This window comes from Paracoccus saliphilus, from assembly GCF_028553805.1.
GTDB lineage: Bacteria > Pseudomonadota > Alphaproteobacteria > Rhodobacterales > Rhodobacteraceae > Paracoccus > Paracoccus saliphilus.
In genome coordinates this window covers 102677-121144 of sequence record NZ_CP067141.1, presented here as the reverse complement: position 1 = coordinate 121144, position 18468 = coordinate 102677, and the positions used below count along the sequence as shown (strand labels likewise).

The 18468-nt window shown below is 59.0% G+C and carries 17 protein-coding genes and 4 pseudogenes; 15 read left to right on the top strand and 6 right to left on the bottom strand.

What is annotated here, in order from left to right; translation table 11 throughout:
• The first annotated feature begins 27 nt into the window (after nt 1–27).
• From JHX88_RS21600 to JHX88_RS21585, 4 genes are all read left to right on the top strand, one after another.
• Complete coding sequence (locus JHX88_RS21600) at nt 28–486, top strand: MaoC family dehydratase (protein ID WP_076526909.1); 459 nt, start codon at nt 28–30, stop codon at nt 484–486.
• A 342-nt stretch (nt 487–828) separates the two neighbouring features.
• Nucleotides 829–1068 carry a hypothetical protein gene (locus JHX88_RS21595; RefSeq protein ID WP_272848316.1) on the top strand — a complete coding sequence of 80 codons (240 nt, stop codon included), beginning with the start codon at nt 829–831 and terminating at the stop codon, nt 1066–1068.
• The gene (locus JHX88_RS21590) at nt 1065–2537 is read left to right on the top strand and encodes a sulfotransferase family protein (RefSeq protein ID WP_084203192.1); all 1473 of its coding nucleotides are present in this window, start codon (nt 1065–1067) and stop codon (nt 2535–2537) included. The genes JHX88_RS21595 and JHX88_RS21590 overlap by 4 nt, the downstream gene beginning before the upstream one ends.
• 35 nt (nt 2538–2572) lie before the next feature.
• Nucleotides 2573–3859: an arylsulfotransferase family protein gene (locus JHX88_RS21585; protein WP_076526908.1), complete on the top strand. Its 1287-nt coding sequence runs from the start codon at nt 2573–2575 to the stop codon at nt 3857–3859.
• On the opposite strand, the gene JHX88_RS21580 is transcribed toward JHX88_RS21585, so the two are convergent.
• Nucleotides 3796–4542, bottom strand: coding sequence for a GntR family transcriptional regulator (locus JHX88_RS21580; RefSeq protein WP_076526907.1), 747 nt, complete (start codon nt 4540–4542; stop codon nt 3796–3798). The two genes, JHX88_RS21585 and JHX88_RS21580, sit on opposite strands and share 64 nt — an antisense overlap.
• Before the next feature lie 215 nt (nt 4543–4757).
• On the opposite strand from JHX88_RS21580, the gene JHX88_RS21575 reads away from it, so the two are divergent.
• From JHX88_RS21575 to JHX88_RS21560, 4 genes are all read left to right on the top strand, one after another.
• Nucleotides 4758–5666 (top strand): DMT family transporter, encoded by a 909-nt coding sequence (locus JHX88_RS21575; protein ID WP_076526906.1) that lies wholly within the window; start codon nt 4758–4760, stop codon nt 5664–5666.
• A 246-nt stretch (nt 5667–5912) separates the two neighbouring features.
• Nucleotides 5913–6845 carry a sulfurtransferase gene (locus JHX88_RS21570; RefSeq protein ID WP_076526905.1) on the top strand — a complete coding sequence of 311 codons (933 nt, stop codon included), beginning with the start codon at nt 5913–5915 and terminating at the stop codon, nt 6843–6845.
• Complete coding sequence (locus tag JHX88_RS21565) at nt 6845–7984, top strand: YeeE/YedE family protein (protein WP_084203191.1); 1140 nt, start codon at nt 6845–6847, stop codon at nt 7982–7984. Before JHX88_RS21570 ends, JHX88_RS21565 begins: the two co-directional genes overlap by 1 nt.
• Nucleotides 7981–8145: a hypothetical protein gene (locus tag JHX88_RS21560; RefSeq protein ID WP_176011462.1), complete on the top strand. Its 165-nt coding sequence runs from the start codon at nt 7981–7983 to the stop codon at nt 8143–8145. The genes JHX88_RS21565 and JHX88_RS21560 overlap by 4 nt, the downstream gene beginning before the upstream one ends.
• A 27-nt stretch (nt 8146–8172) precedes the next feature.
• Here the strand turns inward: JHX88_RS21560 and JHX88_RS21555 are convergent, their stop codons facing one another.
• On the bottom strand, nt 8173–8409 hold the full coding sequence (locus tag JHX88_RS21555; protein WP_141225859.1) for a hypothetical protein: 237 nt from the start codon (nt 8407–8409) through the stop codon (nt 8173–8175).
• On the opposite strand from JHX88_RS21555, the pseudogene JHX88_RS22260 reads away from it, so the two are divergent.
• The 5 genes and pseudogenes from JHX88_RS22260 to JHX88_RS21530 form a co-directional block, all read left to right on the top strand.
• A pseudogene (locus tag JHX88_RS22260) lies at nt 8305–8541 on the top strand (hypothetical protein); the annotation flags it as partial. The gene JHX88_RS21555 and the pseudogene JHX88_RS22260 sit on opposite strands and share 105 nt — an antisense overlap.
• Before the next feature lie 56 nt (nt 8542–8597).
• Nucleotides 8598–8985 (top strand): annotated as a pseudogene (locus JHX88_RS21545) (IS5/IS1182 family transposase); the annotation flags it as partial.
• A 332-nt stretch (nt 8986–9317) separates the two neighbouring features.
• Entirely contained in the window at nt 9318–10487 is a 1170-nt protein-coding gene (locus tag JHX88_RS21540; RefSeq protein ID WP_076526903.1) for a Hint domain-containing protein, read from the top strand.
• A 238-nt stretch (nt 10488–10725) separates the two neighbouring features.
• Nucleotides 10726–10932 carry a hypothetical protein gene (locus tag JHX88_RS21535; RefSeq protein ID WP_141225858.1) on the top strand — a complete coding sequence of 69 codons (207 nt, stop codon included), beginning with the start codon at nt 10726–10728 and terminating at the stop codon, nt 10930–10932.
• A gap of 191 nt (nt 10933–11123) precedes the next feature.
• Nucleotides 11124–11684, top strand: a complete 561-nt coding sequence (locus JHX88_RS21530) for a hypothetical protein (RefSeq protein ID WP_141225857.1) — start codon at nt 11124–11126, stop codon at nt 11682–11684.
• Between the two features lie 154 nt (nt 11685–11838).
• Here the strand turns inward: JHX88_RS21530 and JHX88_RS21525 are convergent, their stop codons facing one another.
• From JHX88_RS21525 to JHX88_RS21515, 3 genes and pseudogenes are all read right to left on the bottom strand, one after another.
• Nucleotides 11839–13101 carry a capsule biosynthesis protein gene (locus JHX88_RS21525; RefSeq protein WP_336389970.1) on the bottom strand — a complete coding sequence of 421 codons (1263 nt, stop codon included), beginning with the start codon at nt 13099–13101 and terminating at the stop codon, nt 11839–11841.
• A 158-nt stretch (nt 13102–13259) separates the two neighbouring features.
• A complete protein-coding gene (locus JHX88_RS21520; protein WP_076526900.1) occupies nt 13260–14015 on the bottom strand; it encodes an outer membrane protein in 756 nt (251 codons plus the stop codon).
• Nucleotides 14016–14356: 341 nt separating this feature from the next.
• A pseudogene (locus tag JHX88_RS21515) lies at nt 14357–14527 on the bottom strand (integrase core domain-containing protein); the annotation flags it as partial.
• 80 nt (nt 14528–14607) lie between these two features.
• Between JHX88_RS21515 and JHX88_RS21510 the strand changes: the two are divergent.
• Nucleotides 14608–14754: pseudogene (locus JHX88_RS21510) on the top strand (IS1595 family transposase); the annotation flags it as partial.
• Nucleotides 14755–15133: 379 nt separating this feature from the next.
• Here JHX88_RS21510 and katG read toward each other — a convergent pair.
• Entirely contained in the window at nt 15134–17308 is a 2175-nt protein-coding gene (katG, locus tag JHX88_RS21505; RefSeq protein ID WP_076526898.1) for a catalase/peroxidase HPI, read from the bottom strand.
• Between the two features lie 344 nt (nt 17309–17652).
• On the opposite strand from katG, the gene JHX88_RS21500 reads away from it, so the two are divergent.
• Nucleotides 17653–18465, top strand: a complete 813-nt coding sequence (locus JHX88_RS21500; RefSeq protein WP_076526897.1) for an urease accessory protein UreD — start codon at nt 17653–17655, stop codon at nt 18463–18465.
• Nucleotides 18466–18468: the final 3 nt, after the last annotated feature.

Here is an 18468-nt window from a genome sequence, read left to right as displayed (position 1 = left end):
GTATCGATAGTCGCAAAGGAGCCTCGAATGAAACTGCTTGGTGAGGGATTCCACTGGAACGACCTGACGGTCGGCGACAGGTTCCGGACCTTCGGTCGCACGATCACCGAGACCGATATCGTCAATTTCGTGAATTCGGCGGGCATGCTGGAATCCCTGTTCGTCGATGCCGAGTATCGTGCCGCCCATTCCGCGATACCCGGTCGGCCTGCACCCGCCGCGCTGGTCCTGTCGCTGGCCGAGGGGCTGGTGCTGAACGCGACCGCCCAGGGGACAGGATTGGCCTTTCTGCATATGGAGATGAATGTCGAGGGCCCGGTGCTGCAGGGTGACACGATCCATGTCGAGATCGAGGTCACCGAAACACGGCCCGCGAAAAAGGCCGGGCGCGGGCTTGTCAGGACCCGCAACCGCATCGTCAATCAACGCGATGAGACGGTCATCACCTATACGCCCCTGCGCCTCATGGCGGGGCGCGAGGCGTGACATGATATCAAGCCGGGATGTCCGGTCGCGGATATTCCCGATTGCGTGCGATCCTCTGCGCTTCTCACCCGTGACAGCATGGCGTGATCGGCGCGAAAAGCGGATCGCCCGGCCCATGCGGGTGGGCTTCAAGATCATTTCATCAAGCCCCGGCAGGTCACCTTGTGGTGATCCGTTCCTTGCTGACAGGGTATCTGCGCAGCAAATTGCCGACGAATTTAGGCAGAGATGCGCCAGTCTTCACTCCTATCCGGCAAAAGAGGGAACGGGCCTCGACGAACCCTGTTGCTTCATTATTCGTAACAGCCACTTGGGAAGACAATCTCCTGAAAGGTTCCTCCGATGCTCACTCAACTTTCCTCTCGAACGACATGGGGCCTGGCCATTGCGGGGCTTGCAACCGTGCTCAACGCCGCCCCCGCGCTGGCCTATGTCGGGCCGGGGGCGGGTCTGACCGCGCTTGGCACCATGATCGCGGTCATCGCCGTGTTGCTTTTGGCGGTGGTCGGTTTCGTCTGGTATCCGCTGAAACGGCTGCTTCGCAAGAATCAGCCCGTCGATGACAATAAAGACCCGCGATGATGGCTGTCGTCGCGCTTGTTGCGGGCGTGATCGCATTGATCGCCGTTTTGCGCCTGCTGGAGGTCGAGCAGCGCGCCAGTTCGGCGATCCAGACCGCCCATGAAGCGCTCGGCACCATCACCGATCCGGATCTGAGCGACGAGATCAAGGAGCGGCAGGTCCGGCGGGCCACCTTCTCGCTGGTCAAGAGCAGCGTCATCCTGTTGGTCATCGCCGCGGTGGGGTGCCTGGCGGCGGCGGTCTTTGTCGTCGGTGGCGATCTGCTTGGCCTGTTCAGCATCGGCGAGGCGATGGATATCGCGCTGAGCTGGTCCTTCATCCTGTGGTCCTCGCTTGGCAGTATAGGTTTGTGGATCGCGATTGGCCGATTGCGCGGGAAAGATGCCGGGGCCGGGCGGACCGGGGATGCCCCGCGCGACGAGGTGCCCTATTCGGCGCTCGACCAGGCGCTGCATAACCAGGCCTTTTCCTCTCCGGGGCTGCAAAAAGGCCTGGCCGGGATCGAGGACCGGTTGTGGCGGCGCAAGATCGCGAATACGCGGGCCGAGCGGCCGGTGCTGGTCACCTCGCTGCCACGGGCGGGCACGACGATCTTGCTGGAATTGCTGGTCCGGCAGCCGGAATTCGCCTCGGCCACCTATCGCAACATGCCCTTCACCCTGTCGCCGCTGCTATGGGGGCGCTTTTCCGGCCTGTTCCGCAAGACCGGGGAAAAGGCCGAGCGCGCGCATGGCGATGGTATCGACGTGGATTTCGACAGCCCCGAAGCATTCGAGGAAATGGTCTGGATGGCCTTCTGGCGCGACCATTACGAAGGGGGCCGCATCGCGCTTTGGGACGAGGCCGACCGCAATGCCGAATTCGAGGCCTTCCTGTCCCGCCACATGCGCAAAATCGTGACGGGCAAGCCCGGCGCGTTCCGCTATGTCTCGAAGAACAACGCCAACATCGCCCGGTTGCCCCTGTTGAGAACCGCTTTCCCGGATGCCCGGCTGGTGATCCCGGTGCGCGATCCGGCCTCGCAGATCGTCTCGCTGATGCGGCAGCATGAACGCTTTGTCGATCTGCATGAACGCGACCGTTTCGCACGGCAATATATGGAAGGAATCGGGCATTTCGAATTCGGCGCCGCTTTGCGCCCGATCGCCTTTCCCGGCGCGCCCGAAAGCGCGGAAGAGGCCGGGACCACCGACTATTGGTTGCGTTACTGGAACGCCGCCTATGCCCACGTCCTGGAACATGCGCCGGCAGATGCGGTTTTCGTCGATCACGCGGCACTCAGCAGTAACCCGCAAGAGCAATTGCCGCGTCTGGCCGAGGCGCTGGAACTGCAGGATCCGAAGGCATTGCTGTCGGCCAGCGGCATGTTCCGTGCCCCGAAATCGCCCCCCGAGCTTTCCGGGGCCTCTGCCGAACTTCTACGGCGCGCGGAGGAACTGCATGCCGCGCTGCTGGCGCGAGCACTTTGATCCGTCGCTATCCATGAAAGAAAGAATACCGAGCCTTGAAACGCAAATTCTCTGACCGCATCGGTCCCGCCATTTCCATTGTCTCGCTTGCCATCATCGCCATGATCTATGGCACCGTTTCCACCTGGTGGAACTGGTTTCCCGCACCGCAGATCGGTCTGGCGCATCGCACGGTGAAGGAGGTCGCGGAAAACTGGAAGAACGATATCGGCCTTGAACCCACGCGGCACCTGGTCAAGCCGGTCGGTGGCGAGCCGGATCCCGAGCGCGGGCTGTCAGGCAAGCCCGAGGGCAGCAGCGCCGGGGGCTATACGCTAATTGCCGGGCTGAACGAGACGCAGGACGGCCCTTTTCATACCGTTCGCCTTTACGACGGCGCGGGGCAGGAGGTGCATCGCTGGCCCGTGCATTACGATCTGTATGATACCGAGCGCAAACCCCAGAACGTGATGCTGCACGGCATGGAGGTCTTCGAGGACGGCTCGCTTGCGCTGACCTTCGATGGCGGGCAGGCTATCACCCGCATCGATGCCTGCGGCCAGCCGATCTGGACGCAGAACGACCGGTTCCACCATAGCATCAACCGCGATGGCGAGGGGCGTCTCGTGACGTTGCGCGATGACGATATCGTCCGGCTCGACGAGAATACGGGCGAGACCCTGAGCAGTGTCAGTCTTCGCGCGGAGATGGTCGAGGGCGAGAACATCGAACAGAAGGCGATGCTGGAGATCCGGACACGCACGCCGGAAAATGCCGAGGAAGAGGTCACCTATCTGGGCGATCCGTTCCATCCCAACGATGCCGAACCACTGCGCGCCGAGATGGCCGATGCCTTCCCGATGTTCGAGCCCGGCGACGTGCTGTTGAGCCTGCGCGAACTGAACATGATCAGCGTGGTGGATCCGGAAACCGGGCGCGTGAAATGGTGGCATTATGGACCATGGTTCAAGCAGCATGATCCCGATTTCCAGCCCGATGGCCGGATCACGGTTTACGACAACGCCACCGGTTCGGGCGCGAGCCGAATCCTTTCGATCCGTCCCGGCGAGGAAGAGGTCGAAACGCTGTTCACCGGATCGGACGAGCTGCCGTTCTATAGCTGGCGCCGGGGCAAGCATCAGGTCCTGCCGGATGGTCATATCCTGCTGACCGAGGCCGAGGGCGGGCGCGTGTTGGAGGTGACGCCCGACGGCAAGCTGGACTGGGAACGTCACATGACCTGGGCTCCCGAGCAGAACGTGATCGTCACCGAGGCCCGCTATGTGCCCGAGGATTTCTTCGAAAACGGGATGCCAAGCTGCGCGTCAGACGGGGATTCCTGAGTCGTCGGGTTGCCGGCCATTGCGCCGGTGCGCGACCAGTTCTGCACCATGCGCCGGCCTGCGCGATAGGTGTGCTCGGCCTGGATGCGGGCGGCGCGTTCGGGCTGACGGCGGCAGAGCGCGTCGAAAAGCTCCCGGTGCTCGTCCAGCGACTGGCGCAGCAATTCGGCGGTGAAGCGATGCCAGCGGATCAGATCGAATAACGGCACTTCGTTGGTCTTGTGGATCATCGAGGTGAGAAACGCGTTCTGCGCCGCCTCGCGGACGGTCATGTGAAAGCTGCGGTTGAGCGGAAGGAATGCCGCGCGAATGTCGTCATTCCAGCATGACTTGCCCACCAGATCCGCCGTCCGGTCGAGAGACTCGCGCATGGCTGTGTCCTGCGCCGGGCTGAGCCCGTTTTCCGCAGCTGACCGGGCGGCAAGGGCCTCAAGTTCGATCCGGACCCGGAATATCTCTTCGATATCCGCGACGGTGAAGCGATGCACGGTATAGCCGACATTGGGGGTGTAATCGAGCAGCCCTTCCGCCGCCAGAACCGACAGCGCGTTGCGCACCGGGGTCCGGGAAACCCCGAGACGCGCCGCCATCTCGACTTCGCTGAGCCGGCATCCGCCGGGATACCGCCCGTCGGCGATGCCCTCGCGGATATCGCGCGTCACTTCCAGCCCGCGTGTTGCCATCTCACCTCCTGATCATGACGCGAATATAGACGCGAAGTCATGGGCGGCAAAGTGCCATATGCGCACCTTTCACCTGAATGTATACAATCCGACTTGCAGGCTGCCATGCGACCTCGTAAGAACGGGCAAATCCTGATTAAGCTTGCAGGCGTGATGCTTGCATCAGCCGTGATTGGATTCTTGTTGGATGCAATCGGCGGCTCTCGGAGAGTGGAATGGCCGTCACTGACGATATGGTGGGGCGGGTGCAGCGCCGGGTGGCGCTCTTGCCGGGCAACCTGCAAGGGGCCGTATGGATCGCGATGGCCGGGCTGGTCCTGACGATCATGACGGCGCTCATCAAGACCGTCGGCGAGACGATCCCGGTCATCCAGATCCTGTTCCTGCGGCAGATGGTCATGACCGCGGCGATGATGCCGGGCATATTGCGCGATCCGCGCCGGGCCTTTGCCACCGATACGCCCTATCTGCACCTGCTGCGGATCGCATTGTCATCCATCGCGATGGTGGCGGGCTTTACCGCCATGGTGCATCTGCCACTGGCCGATGCCGTGGCGATCAGTTTCTCGCGATCCTTCTTCGTGGCCATATTTGCCATCCTGCTGCTGCATGAAATCGTCGGGCGTCATCGATGGACCGGAATATTCGCCGGCTTCGTCGGCGTGATCGTCATCACCGATCCCACCGGCGCGCAGATCGACCGCTATGTCCTGCTGGCGCTGTTCTCGGCCGGGGCGGTCGCGCTGATCATGGTGATCGTGCGCAAACTGGCGCAACGGGAAAGGCTGGCCACCGTCATCACCTATCAGGCCGTTGGCGTGGGCCTGATCCTCGCGGTACCGACCTTCTTGAACTGGGTGCCGCCCACGCCGGGGCAATGGATCCTGCTGATCTGCATCGGATTGCTGTCCACCATGGGACAAAGCCTGAATTTCATGGCGTTCCGGGTCGGCGAGGCCACGGCGCTGGCGCCGGTCGATTACCTGCGGCTGATCTATTCCACCGCGATCGGCGCGATCTTCTTCCTGGAACAGCCAACCTGGAGCACGATGATCGGGGCGCTTCTGGTGATCCTGGGCACATGCTGGGGCCTGTGGCATGAGAGGCATGGCGATCATGACTAGGCCGTGCCAGCGCGTGGGCGAGGTATCGCGACGGGTTCTGAAATAAGGACGGAATTCCTGCTGGCTCCGCATTCCGGAAAACTCGGTTATCGTGGAATTCGTGCCAGCGGCATGAACCGCTTTGCCATTGCATGGCGCGTGAAATCCTGTTTTCGATCACCACGGCCGTCAGGACGCGTCACCGCTTGAAACGCCCGATTTCCTGCCGAACTGATAGAGAGAACACAAGGCAAAGGAAGACATCCGATGAAAGCACTCACATTCATCTGCCTGGCCGGTCTCGCGGGGATGAGCGTGACTGCCGCCGCCGCTGCCGAGCTCGGCCCTGTTGTCGAGGCTGCCGAATTGAATGCCGTCCTCAAGGAACAGGAGCCGATCATCCTCGACATCCGGGGCGAGGCCTATGCCGAAGGACATATCGAAGGCGCGGTCTCGGCGCCCTATGCGCTGTTCCGCGGCCCGGCCGAGAACCCCGGCCAACTCCTCCCCGAGGATGAGCTGGAAGCGACTTACGAGGAATTGGGACTGGAGATGGACCGCCCCATTGTCATCATGTCCCAAGGCGACACCAACAGCGATTTCGGCGCCGCCGCGCGTGTTTACTGGACACTGAAAAGCTCGGGCTTCTCCGAGCTGTCGGTTCTGAACGGCGGCACGGCTGCCTGGGCCGATGCCGGTCTGCCGCTGAGCAAATCGCCGGTCCGGGTGACACCCTCTGAATTGGACATTACCTGGGACAATCGCTGGACGGCCTTGACCGATGATGTGGCCGATGTGGTTGCGGGCGATCGCGACGCGGTGCTGGTCGATGCCCGGCCGCCCGAATTCTACGAGGGCAAGAAGGCCCATAATGCGGCAGAACGCCCCGGAACCGTGCCCGGGGCGCAGAACCTGTCCCATTCCAGCTTTTTCCGTCCGGATGCGACCGCGATCAGCGGGGTCGATGATGTCGATGCGCTGAAAGCCTCGCTCGGGATCGGCGAGGGCGACGAGGTGGTGTCCTTCTGCAATACCGGGCATTGGGCCGCGACCGACTGGTTCGCCCTGTCCGAACTGGCCGGGATCGACAACGTCAAGCTGTATCCCGGATCCATGGTCGAATATTCGGCCAGCGGCAACGAGATGGCCAATGTGCCCGGCCTGCTCGAGAACCTTCTGAACCAGTTCAGGCGCAACTGATGAGCGAGGCGACGATCCCGCAAGGCCGGGGAGGCCCGGCCCTCGACATTCTTGCCAAACGTGGCGGGCTGGTTCTGGTGGCGCTGGTCTGCATCGCGCTTGTCGCCCTGTTCGCCGGTGCGCGCTACGGGATGATGCTGGCCATCGGCCTCGGCTTCGGCATCGCGCTGGAGGGGCTGCGCTTTGGTTTCGCCGGGCCGTGGCGCGCGATGATCCTGCGCCGCGAACCGGCGGGCATTGTCGCGCAGCTTCTGTCCATCGGGATTGTCGCCACGGTCGCCATCCCGCTTCTGGCCGCCCATCCGGGCGAGCTGACCGGCGCACAGGCCCCTATCGGTTGGGCGATGATCGGCGGCGCCTTCATCTTCGGCGCGGCGATGCAGGTGGTGCTGGGCTGTGGCTCGGGGACATTGGTGAATGCCGGTTCGGGCAATCCCGTCGGTCTGCTGGCACTGCCCTTCTTTGCCATCGGCAGCTTCGCCGGAGCCTATCACCTGATCTGGTGGACCGGGCTTGGCGCGCTGCCGATCCTGACATTGTCCGGCTGGTCGGGACTGATCGTGACCCTTGCGGCACTGGCGGCGGTGGCATGCTTGTTCCTGTGGCTGGGCAAGCCCGGAACCCGGCGCCTGCCGCGACGTCTGGTGATCGCGGCCATCGCCCTTGCCGCCCTGGCTATCGCCAATTTGGTGATTGCAGGGCAGCCCTGGGGCGTGGTCTACGGGTTGGGCCTTTGGGCAGCCAAGGGATTCACTGCCCTGGGCGGCGACCTGTCCGGATCGGCATTCTGGAGAGCCGGGGGATCCGAGCAAATCCTGCAATCCAGCATCCTGACCGATTATACCTCGCTCACGAATATCGGGATCATCGCCGGTGCCTTTGTCGTGGCCGCGTGGCGAAGCGGCGGGTTGTCCCAGAAACTGCCAAGCTATCCGATGCGGGCATGGCTGGCCACGATCGTCGCCGGTTTCTTGCTAGGCTATTCCTCGCGCCTCGCATTCGGCTGTAATGTGGGGGCGTTCTTCTCGGGCGTGTCCACGGGCAGCCTGCATGGCTGGGTCTGGTTCGTCGCAGCCTTTGCCGGCGCGTTCCTGGGAATCAGGCTGCGTCCGCTCGCGGGGCTGGAGGCACGCACATGACCCGCACCGTCACCGCATCTATCGCCATCGCGTTCCTTGTCGCGCTGGTAGGTTTCGATCAGGCGAGTGCCGATCTCAATCCCTACAAGGCCCCCCCGGCCTTTGCCCTGAGATCGGGGCAGTCATCCTCTGGCGGCTTCTGCGGAGCCCTGCCGGAATGACGACACTCCGGCAGGGCAGGCGCTTTGTCAGGTGAACAGGAAATCATCCGCGCCGAGACCGGCATCCCATGAGCCGTCCAGGCGCAGGGCATATTCCCGGCTGCCCGCATCGTAGCTGATCATCAGATCACCCGTGGCGGCGCCCTGACCGGCCATGCGCTGGCTCAGTTCCAGCTCGTCGATTCCGACCAGATTAGTAGTTGCTCGGTTTCGGTACTCAGACCAGAGCAGGAGGAACTGCCTACGAAGAGGTATAACATTCATGCTGGAGCCTGCTCACTCCGAGCACAAGCATCTTGCAAGATCCGGCCGGCACGCGAGAAGTCCGGCAAGCGCGGACGGCCGGAGACCTTCTCGGACGTCGCGACCCAAACCTACCTGACGCCGAAAGTGCTATTCGGTCCTACACTTCGCCAGACGGTTGGATTGGTCGAGAGCCTGATTGGGATAGCACCACAGATGGCGTCCAGGATACGCGGCGGTGCCATGGCGCGATCATCGATCGAGGCGCCGAGGCGATCGTCCCGATCAGCCGCAACGGTCGCGCCTGGAAGGAAAGCTGCCCGGCGGTCTCATCCAGGAATGAGATCCTTCGCGCGACGCGACAACTCGAACGCACAATTTGAAAGAATTGACCCCGATACCATGCGCGAAACCGAATCGAGGCCAAGACGAACTGCCTGAAGGTCTTCGGCGAAAAGATCAAGTCACGAGACCCGGACCGCAAGACGGCCGAAATCCACATCCTTCGCAGCCTCTCTCGAACTGATGGCATTCGCCTGCTCAGTCATGAACCACTTCTCGATCCTCGGCAGGGCCGAGATCGAAGTCGTTGCATGAACTCAGGCGGGAAGGGGCGCATTTATGTTGGAGCCTGCTTTGCGCAACATTGCCACAGGCAACCGCAAACGTTTCACGGTTCAACCGAAAGGCATTAATACAATAATGCCCATTACCCTAGTCACGCATCTTTCTGGTTGAAAAAATAGAAAATCTGTTGTTCTCTGTAGATGCTTCTGGGTTGATTGCAACTCTGTAATGATCAATTTTTTCTTAATGATCAGATTTTTGCCAAAACGTTAGCTTGCGTAGGGAACCAACCTACGCGCCTGCTCTGTGCTCAGCCTTTGCCCTGGGAGCGTACACTCGGTGCTAACGACAAGGATGCAGCTATGACCTTCATTACACAATTCGATTCGTCGATTTCATTCGACGTGAATACCGGCATAATTGACACTAACAATTTATCGCTACTGAATGCGTTCGGAACCCCCGAAACAATCGATTCATATGACACGAGCGGTGGTGACGACACGCTGGAAAACGGCGAACCTTTGGGTATAGGTACCGAAGAAGGTTCGTCGCTGTCAGGAACATATCTTGGCGATCTCACCTTGACGACCACTTCTCCAAGCATAAGCGTTCCTCTCGTAGGCGGTCTAAGTGTACAGGTTAATCCAATTGAGGGGGAGCTATACCAAGCGGATGGCGGCGATCTCCATATGATTTCCGAGGATCCTATCAATGATGCTCGGATCGGCATTACAGCGACCGTGACTGTACTTGGTGTTGAAACGACATTTGAAGGAAGTTTGTCAGAGCTGGATGATTGGTTGGCAGATATTCCTGGTGTAGGTCCGATTTTGGATGCTGTTGGAGACACCACCCAATTTGTATTGGATTCGGCAGTTACATCTCTCGAATATGATCCAGCCGGTACGTTGATTGTTTGCTTTGTCCGTGGAACCCTGATCGAAACCAGTGACGGGCAGCGCCCGATCGAAGAGTTGCAGATCGGTGATCAGGTAATGACCCGAGACAATGGGTTGAAAGAAATTCGCTGGATCGGATCAACCAAGCTTTGCTCCAAAACCCTTAAGGAGAATCCCAATCTGCAGCCTATTCGGATCAGGGCTGGTGCACTTGGTGAGGGCGCACCTTCCACGGATCTGCTGGTTTCGCCACAACATCGGGTGTTGGTGCGATCGAAAATTGCGCAGCGGATGTTTGGTACCCTCGAGGTCTTGGTTGCCGCAAAGCAGTTGTTGAAACTCGAGGGCATTGATATTGCGTCAGACATCATTGACGTTGAATACGTCCACTTCCTCTTCGATCAACATGAAGTGGTCTATTCCAATGGTGCAGAAACAGAGTCGCTTTATACTGGGCCGCAAGCGCTGAAATCGGTAGGCATCGCTGCCCGCGACGAGATCCATGCGCTTTTCCCGGAGCTTAAGGAGCCGGACTACGCGCCACTTGCGGCTCGAGAGCTCCCGTCAGGACGTCAGGCACGCAAGCTCGCCATGCGTCACCTCCAGAATCGCAAACCTCTGGTATTGTGACGTTGTTAAGGTGGTCAGGGCAGTGTCACACCCTGACCACCGATCCTACAATTCGGTGCTACGAAGTATGCTATTCAACAGAATTAGACTGTGCCATGAGAACCACGGCTGTATCCCCACGGGGAGCATCCTGTTGCGGCAATTACTGTCTTGTTGAGTCAACCTGACGTCTGAATTTGGACCCCGGCTCTTTTACCACGATTCAAAAGGGAGGCATTGATTGGAGCGTGTCAGATACATGAAAGTGCTGTCGTCTCTAGACTGGCACGACGAAGATGTTGGGCCATCCATTCCTGCGGCTTATCGGCGTTCATATGCCGAGCAGAATGCTATGGTTTCGCGAGAATACTGGCAGGAGTTCAAGAGGAGCATTTATTTCCTGCCGGCTTGCGTGGGCACCGTGGCATTAATCTTTGGTTTCATGCTTGGAATTGTATTGTTCTGATCTGCATCGCTCGATTGATCAAAGAGCGCCCAAACTCGTGATCGGACGTTCTATACAAAGCACGGGACCCTCGCATTGGCACCGGGGGTTTGAGGTTGTTCAAAGGGCCGAGCGGAAAGAACTGCAACATGGTTGTATGATATGGTTTGTTGTTTCCATCCCGCCAGCCATACGGTCGAAGGGGCTGAGCTATGATAACGACATGGTTGAATACTCTGCCCTCAATTGAGCAACATACTTCAAGCTCGTACGGAAATTACGGTGTTTTCGAGCACATGCTGGGTCGAAAGTCAGATATGTTCTCGACATGTGTTGATGTTGAGCTCACCGCTGAAGAAGCTTTCAATAGAGTGGCAGACTGCGAACCTCTGAGCGAGGAGCTACGTCAATACGGTATGAAAGCTGTTCGTATTGATCCTGCCAAAGAGTCCGGAATTGTAATGGGGTGGGACCTTTATTTCGATTGGCGGAACAAGTCACAGTCGGTTCGTTTGGTGGTTGAGCAATTTGATCGCCCGGACCGTATGGTGGTCTTTGGTCGATCGAAGCTCCTGAAGTTGTTGATCAATGTAACCGTAACAACTCTTGATCAACAGTGGTCACGGGCTGCCGTTGGTCTGAAAATTCGCCCGTGTAACATCAGCGCTTATCGCATGTTGAGGCAATGGAAAAAAATAAGCTTACGATCGCACCATCATCCTGAGAAGGTAGCAAAAAATATTGTGAGTGGCATTATCGCTCGCGAGAGGTGATGATAACATCGAATAGCGAAGCACCTAATTCACCTGATATTCCCCCGCTCAATCGAGCCTCCATCACATATGAAGATTAAACCCAAAGGTCTCTCGCCGTGCAAACAAAATACGAATAAAAATTATCTTTCTTAACAACAAGGTAGGGGAATGTCTAACGACCTCTTGCGGTTATCTGTTGCCGAAATGTGATCTGTCCCGAAGCCAGCGATTGATAGGGACCGTTGGAGGCGAGGATCAGATCGCTGACGTTTCGCAAAGCATGGGCACGTGAACGCTCCGAGTAGAATCCCCCGGGAATCTGGCTGGTCTGCAGCAGGTAATTTCTGAGGATTCTATAGGCGTTCGGGTCCGGGGGCTCGGGTTGGGTAAAGAAATCAGCCAACGTCTGCTCCGATACGAGGCCAGGTTTGTTGTAGACCGCTTGCCCGAGAGATTTGACTGGCAGATTGCGCCACAGAGCTTGTTGCGCGGCTGTCGAGTTGACCGTCACGATCGAACGAGCCTGAGAAAGCAGCATGGCAAGCTTGCCGCCGCGCAAGTAATGGACACGGTTCGAAATTCCGTGACGTGCGGCAGAGTTGCGGATCGCGGTGCGATTGCGTGCCCTCCCATCTTCAAGCGGATGCGCCTTGAATAGCAGATGATGGTGTTGCGGCGCGCTGCGGGCGAATTCTTCCACTACCGTTTCGACGAAATCGGCATTGCTGCTGAAGGGTGAATGGCCGAGAAAATTCGAGTCATGTTCGAGCTGCATCAGCACGAGGGAATAGGGCCGGCCGGCGCGACGGAACCTTCGCCATTGGATCGCGGTTGCCAAGTTATGCGTCGGAGTCGATAGGAAACGCTGCAGGTTCAGTCGGAACTCACGCCTGATCGAGATGACCCGATGGCTGCGATAGTGGCGATAGGCCCGGTTCGCGACGAGTACCAGGAAATGATAAAATGCGCCATAGAATTTATGATGACGCATGTCTCCCCAACGCGCAGGGGGACGCCGGATCTCGTCCTCGGTTTCATAAAGTGCAGTCCTCATCTCCGCTAATGGGATATGCATCAGCGCCGAATTGCCGTTGGAACCTCCGCGCTCGTAGCTGATCCAATAGGGGCGCAGGTAGCCCTCTTCGAAGACATGAATGCGCAGCCCGCGCTGCGAGGCAAGCTTGCGTGCCGTCGCATGTATCGGGCGGACATCGCCGTAGAGCACGATATCGGTGACGTTTTTCTCGCTGAGGATTTGCTCGAGATGGGCAGGCCAGTCCTCTACCGTTCCGGTATGGCGGATGAAACGAAGCTTGTCGGACCAGAAGAATTCGTCGCCGGCATTGAAGCCACAGCGCCAGACATCGGCCCCGGATGCCCGCAGAATCCGGCCTAGATGATCAAAGAAGGGACCATGCGGACCCTGAAGCAGCAAGAAGACCCGCTGCGTTGGAATTATAGGCAACAGGGAATTCTCCATATCTACCCCAATTCGCCTCATGGGGCACAGAAACTGACTGAACCGAGATCCTTCAGCTCAGTAGCAAAGAATGCCGATGCAAATTTTTAACCAAAATTCCTTTTGAAACCGGCTCAGAAGCGGAAATTCACACCGACTCTGATATGATGATGCTCTGGAGAAGTATTGGTGACCAAGTGATCATCACCATCCGAGTAGATGATTTCAGTCTTGTCAAATTGACGAAACTCCCATTCCGCGAACGCAGACAGGCGCTCGTTGATTTTGCGTTCGAGCCCAAGACCCGCCGTAAAGGCCGTATCGCTATAGCTTTCAGTCTGCGAATTGCCTGGGCGAGACAACGTGTAGTCAAAATCGCCATGTGCAACACCAAGCGTTCCATAAAGCAGCGTTTGCGGATTGATCGCATAACCTGTCTTCATTCGCAGCGCGACAAGATAGTTTAGCTCAGATTTGACCTCTCCGACCACACCGATCGCCTCAATAGCATCTGTCGCATCAACGCTACTGCCTTCAACGCCCAACTCGGGGCCGAAGACCCAGTTGTCTCTTTGCCAACGATAGCCGAGATGTAGTCCGAAGGTGGGGCCTTTCAGGTCGACGGCACCGAGATCGGAGCGATGCTGGAGCGTTTCGCCACTGGTATTGCGGCGCTCGAGCCCTACGATGTCATCTCCGCCAAAGGCATATCCCAAAGAACCACCGGCATATGCACCAGCCCAATCGGGGCTCGGGGGCGCCTCAGCTGGGGTAGCAACGATGGGCGGCTCCTCAACCGAGGCAGCGTAGCCTCCGGCAAAGGCTGTTGCATTCGTAAGAATCCCTGCTCCAACAAGAATGGAGACGGACGTAAGAAATTTGAATGTCATGGAGGTCGCCCCTAAGAAAATGCGAATATTATCCTCAAGTATCTGATAGGATGGCATGCCGATCAAGGTTTATTTAGAAAAAATACTAATAGTATTTTATATACTTTAAAGCCCTTCCAAACCAAATAACCCTTCACTAACTCACCTGCATATTATGTGGATATTTACTCAAAACGCCTCTGCATCGGCCTGCAATCAATTCCAACGATAGGAACGATAAATATGCATGATAAGATCTAGATTGATGCGCGATGAACCGATCTATAATCAGGTCGAATAACGCAAGGTGAAGGTAGTTCGACTCTGAACCTTCTACCACTCATGGCGAGAGTTTTCCGGCTTCAATCAGGGTGACAGGCTGGTGAGTCCCCCGATTTCGTCAGCATGACCGGAGTTTTGTTACCGATCGCACTGTTTGGCCGTTCTTCGTTGTAGTATCTACGTCAAGCCTCCAACTTTTCGGCTGCATCTGCAAGCGTCAAGAACCAGTGCGCGTTCAGACATTCGGTCTTAGGTAGCAAATGCACCAAAGACTTGCTTGGCAGGAACAGCGAGAACATAATGAAAACATCTGTCGCGTTTCGAGGTGACCATGACTCAGCATTTCCTGCTTTCAGCTGCTGCCTGGACCCTGTCTCTCAAGGCAATTTATACCGAAGGGGAGGAGGCTGCGTATCGACGGTTCTGTCGCCTGCGTTGGCCAGTGACCGCCGGCGCACCCGTATGTCCGCTCTGCGCCGCTTCAGCGGATCAATCATCCCACCGTCGCCATCATATATATGTCGGGAATGGTGGTAACTGCCCGATGACGAAAAAAAAATGTGCACTTGTTCGACAAAAGGGACCGTATCTGTGTCATCGGGCAGTTCGACAAAACAAGGAACCATGTACTCACATTTGGTATACATAGTACGAATTTCAGGTGTTCGCAACAGGTAACTTTCAACCTCTGCGAGGTGTGCGCATTGGGGCGGTGGCTCGGCGGCGTGGGGCGCAGATCACAATGTCCGGACCAAAAGCAAGACGCGCGAGAAGGGCGTTTCGCCTTCCCGCGCGTCCATGCGTCTTGAAAGATTTGTTCCCTCGGCGAACAGCCCGCCGGGGGCAGGTTCAATCAATCAGGCCAGATCGAACCGATCCGCATTCATCACCTTGGTCCAGGCTGCCACGAAGTCCCGCAGGAACTTGTCGTGATTGTCATCCTGGGCGTAGATCTCGGCATAGGAGCGCAGAACCGAGTTCGAGCCGAAGACCAGATCGACCCGGGTTGCCGTCCATTTCACCGCGTCGGTCTTGCGGTCGCGGATCTCGTAGAGCCCCTTGTCCACGGGCTTCCAGCTATTGCCCATATCGGTCAGGTTCACGAAGAAATCCGTGGTCAGCGCGCCTTCGCGGTCGGTGAAGACACCATGCTTCGCACCGCCGTGATTGGTGCCCAGCACACGCATCCCGCCGACCAGCACGGTCATCTCGGTGGCGGTCAGGCCCAGCAATTGCGTCCGGTCGAGCATCATCTCTTCCGCGCTCACCGCATAGTCCTTTTTCAGCCAGTTCCGGTAACCATCGGCAAGCGGTTCCAGCGGGTCGAAGGATTCGGCATCGGTCATCTCGTCGGTCGCGTCGCCGCGGCCCGGTGCGAAGGGCACGGTGATGTCCTGTCCCGCCGCCTTCGCGGCCTTCTCGATGCCGAGATTGCCGGCCAGCACGATCACATCGGCGATGCTGGCGCCGGTCTCGGCCGCGATGGGCCCCAGCACGGACAGGACCCTTGCGAGGCGTTCGGGCTCGTTGCCTTCCCAGTCTTTCTGCGGGGCCAGCCGGATGCGCGCGCCATTCGCGCCGCCGCGCATGTCCGAGCCGCGATAGGTCCGCGCACTGTCCCATGCGGTCGAGACCATGTCGGCGATGGACAATCCGGCGGCATCGATCTTCGCCTTGACCGCGGCCACGTCATAGCCGGTGCTTCCGGCCGGAACCGGATCCTGCCAGATCAGGTCCTCGGCGGGAACGTCCGGCCCGAAATAACGTGCCTTCGGCCCCATGTCCCGATGGGTCAGCTTGAACCATGCCCGCGCGAAGGTCTCCGAGAAATAATCCGGGTCCTTCATGAAGCGCATGGCGATCTCGCGATAGCCGGGATCGACCTTCAGCGCCATGTCGGCATCGGTCATCATCGGGTTGCGGCGGATCGAGGGGTCCTCGACATCGACCGGCTTGTCCTCTTCCTTGATATCGACCGGTTCCCACTGGTTTGCGCCTGCCGGGCTCTTGCGCAGCTCCCATTCATGGTTGAACAGCATCTCGAAGAAGCCATTGTCCCATTTGGTGGGATTCGTGGTCCATGCACCTTCCAGGCCGCTGACCACTTGGTCGCGCCCGATGCCGCGCTTGGACTTGTTGAGCCAGCCAAGGCCCTGATCCTCGACGCCCGCGCCCTCCGGAGCCTCGCCCAAGAGATCGGCATCGCCATTGCCATGGGTCTTGCCGACCGTGTGGCCGCCAGCGGTCAGCGCGACGGTCTCTTCGTCATTCATCGCCATCCGGGCGAAGGTTTCGCGCATCTGCGCCGCTGTCTTCAGCGGGTCAGGCTGACCGTTGACGCCTTCGGGGTTCACATAGATCAGGCCCATCTGCACGGCGGCCAGCGGGTTTTCCATCGTCGAGGGATCGTCGACGCTGCCATAGCGCCCGTCGCTCGGCGCGAGCCATTCCTTTTCCGAGCCCCAATAGACATCCTTTTCCGGATGCCAGATATCCTCGCGGCCAAAGCTGAAGCCAAAGGTTTTCAGCCCCATATCCTCATAGGCGATGGTGCCTGCCAGGATCATCAGGTCGGCCCAGCTGATCTTGTTGCCGTATTTCCTCTTGATCGGCCACAGCATGCGGCGGGCCTTGTCGGTGCCGGAATTGTCCGGCCAGGAGTTCAGCGGCGCGAAACGCTGGTTCCCGGTGCCGCCGCCGCCACGGCCATCCGCCAGGCGGTAAGAGCCCGCGGCGTGCCAGGACATGCGCACGAACATGCCCCCGTAATGGCCCCAATCGGCGGGCCACCAGTCCTGGCTGTCGGTCATCAATGCGCGCAGGTCCTTCTTCAGCGCCTCGACATCCAGTTTCTTCAGCTCTTCCCGATAGTTGAAATCCTTGCCCATCGGGTTGGTCTTGCTGTCATGCTGATGCAGGATGTCGAGATTGAGGGCATTCGGCCACCAGTCCATCACGCTGGCGCCCGAGGCTGTCATGCCACCATGCATGACCGGGCATTTCCCCGAAGATTTGATGTCATTTCCGTCCATTGGATTTCCCCTTGCTTACCCGTGTCATCACGGTGACCGGTTCGGCATTGATCCCTGCGTCGATCACGCGAATCCGGTCATCGGCTACGGGTCGTTTGTAGCATGATTTGAGATTAGTGAAATTTGGATTTTTTGATCGATCATATAAGAAATCCTTATGCAGTTGCGGTGACGATCATTGGATACCGCGATCCCGAACCGCCTCTGATTTCTCCTTCGCAAAACTGCCACTTTATTCGCCACATTGCCTATATTGGCGGCATACGCAGTCAGCTCAACCCTTTTCGAAGCCGGTTCCGGCGGTGCGTGATTGAGATCATGCGCCTGCACATTTCAGTGGACCCATGTTCGACTCGCCCCGCATATCCGCTTTCCAGCGCAGCCATGGCCAGGCGCGAATTGTCCTCGGTCCCCGCGGTATCGTCGATCTGGCGCAGTCGGGTTCGGCCAAGGCGATGCTGCCGCGGGTCGCAGGAGGATTGCCCGAGATCGTGTTCCTGAACACCTCTGGCGGGCTGGCCTCGGATGACCGGCTCGAATACGGGATCGAGCTGCATCCCCGCACGCGCGCCCTGGCGACGACACAGACGGCCGAGCGCGCCTATCGTGCCGAAGGCGATATGGCGCGGGCGTATGTGCGGCTGAGCATCGGCGAGGATGGCTGGCTGGACTGGCTGCCGCAGGAAACCATCCTCTTCGACGGTGCCGCGCTGGATCGCGTGACCGAGGTCGACCTGGCACCGGGCGCGGGCTGCATGCTGCTGGAAATGGTCGTGCTGGGCCGGCTGGCCATGGGCGAGACCCTGACGCATCTGCGTTTGCATGACCGCCGCGTGGTCCGGCGCGAAGGCCGCATCCTGCATCACGATGCGCTGGCGCTGGACGATGCCGGGCTGCGGCGGCTGGACGGTGCGGCTATGCTGAATGGCGCGAAGGCCATGGCAACGCTGTCGGTGATTGCCCCGCATGCCCCGGATTTGCTGGGTCGCGCCCGCGACACGTTGACCGAACCCGGCGTGACATCCGCTGCCAGCGCTCCGCCCGGGCGGCTGGTCCTGCGGCTTCTGGCCGGGGATGGTTGGCCGCTGAGACGGCAGATCAACCGCTTGCTGCAGGTGCTGCGCCCCGATCCCTTACCCCGTGTCTGGCAGGTCTGACCC

Coding starts and splice junctions, on each gene's coding strand:
- JHX88_RS21565 (WP_084203191.1), top strand. CDS start 6,845: ATGAGCGAGGCGACGATCCCGCAAGGCCGGGGAGGCCCGGCCCTCGAC.
- JHX88_RS21500 (WP_076526897.1), top strand. CDS start 17,653: ATGTTCGACTCGCCCCGCATATCCGCTTTCCAGCGCAGCCATGGCCAG.
- JHX88_RS21535 (WP_141225858.1), top strand. CDS start 10,726: ATGAAAGTGCTGTCGTCTCTAGACTGGCACGACGAAGATGTTGGGCCA.
- JHX88_RS21560 (WP_176011462.1), top strand. CDS start 7,981: ATGACCCGCACCGTCACCGCATCTATCGCCATCGCGTTCCTTGTCGCG.
- JHX88_RS21575 (WP_076526906.1), top strand. CDS start 4,758: ATGGCCGTCACTGACGATATGGTGGGGCGGGTGCAGCGCCGGGTGGCG.
- JHX88_RS21530 (WP_141225857.1), top strand. CDS start 11,124: ATGATAACGACATGGTTGAATACTCTGCCCTCAATTGAGCAACATACT.
- katG (WP_076526898.1), bottom strand. CDS start 17,308: ATGGACGGAAATGACATCAAATCTTCGGGGAAATGCCCGGTCATGCAT.
- JHX88_RS21555 (WP_141225859.1), bottom strand. CDS start 8,409: ATGAATGTTATACCTCTTCGTAGGCAGTTCCTCCTGCTCTGGTCTGAG.
- JHX88_RS21595 (WP_272848316.1), top strand. CDS start 829: ATGCTCACTCAACTTTCCTCTCGAACGACATGGGGCCTGGCCATTGCG.
- JHX88_RS21590 (WP_084203192.1), top strand. CDS start 1,065: ATGATGGCTGTCGTCGCGCTTGTTGCGGGCGTGATCGCATTGATCGCC.
- JHX88_RS21600 (WP_076526909.1), top strand. CDS start 28: ATGAAACTGCTTGGTGAGGGATTCCACTGGAACGACCTGACGGTCGGC.
- JHX88_RS21570 (WP_076526905.1), top strand. CDS start 5,913: ATGAAAGCACTCACATTCATCTGCCTGGCCGGTCTCGCGGGGATGAGC.
- JHX88_RS21580 (WP_076526907.1), bottom strand. CDS start 4,542: ATGGCAACACGCGGGCTGGAAGTGACGCGCGATATCCGCGAGGGCATC.
- JHX88_RS21540 (WP_076526903.1), top strand. CDS start 9,318: ATGACCTTCATTACACAATTCGATTCGTCGATTTCATTCGACGTGAAT.
- JHX88_RS21520 (WP_076526900.1), bottom strand. CDS start 14,015: ATGACATTCAAATTTCTTACGTCCGTCTCCATTCTTGTTGGAGCAGGG.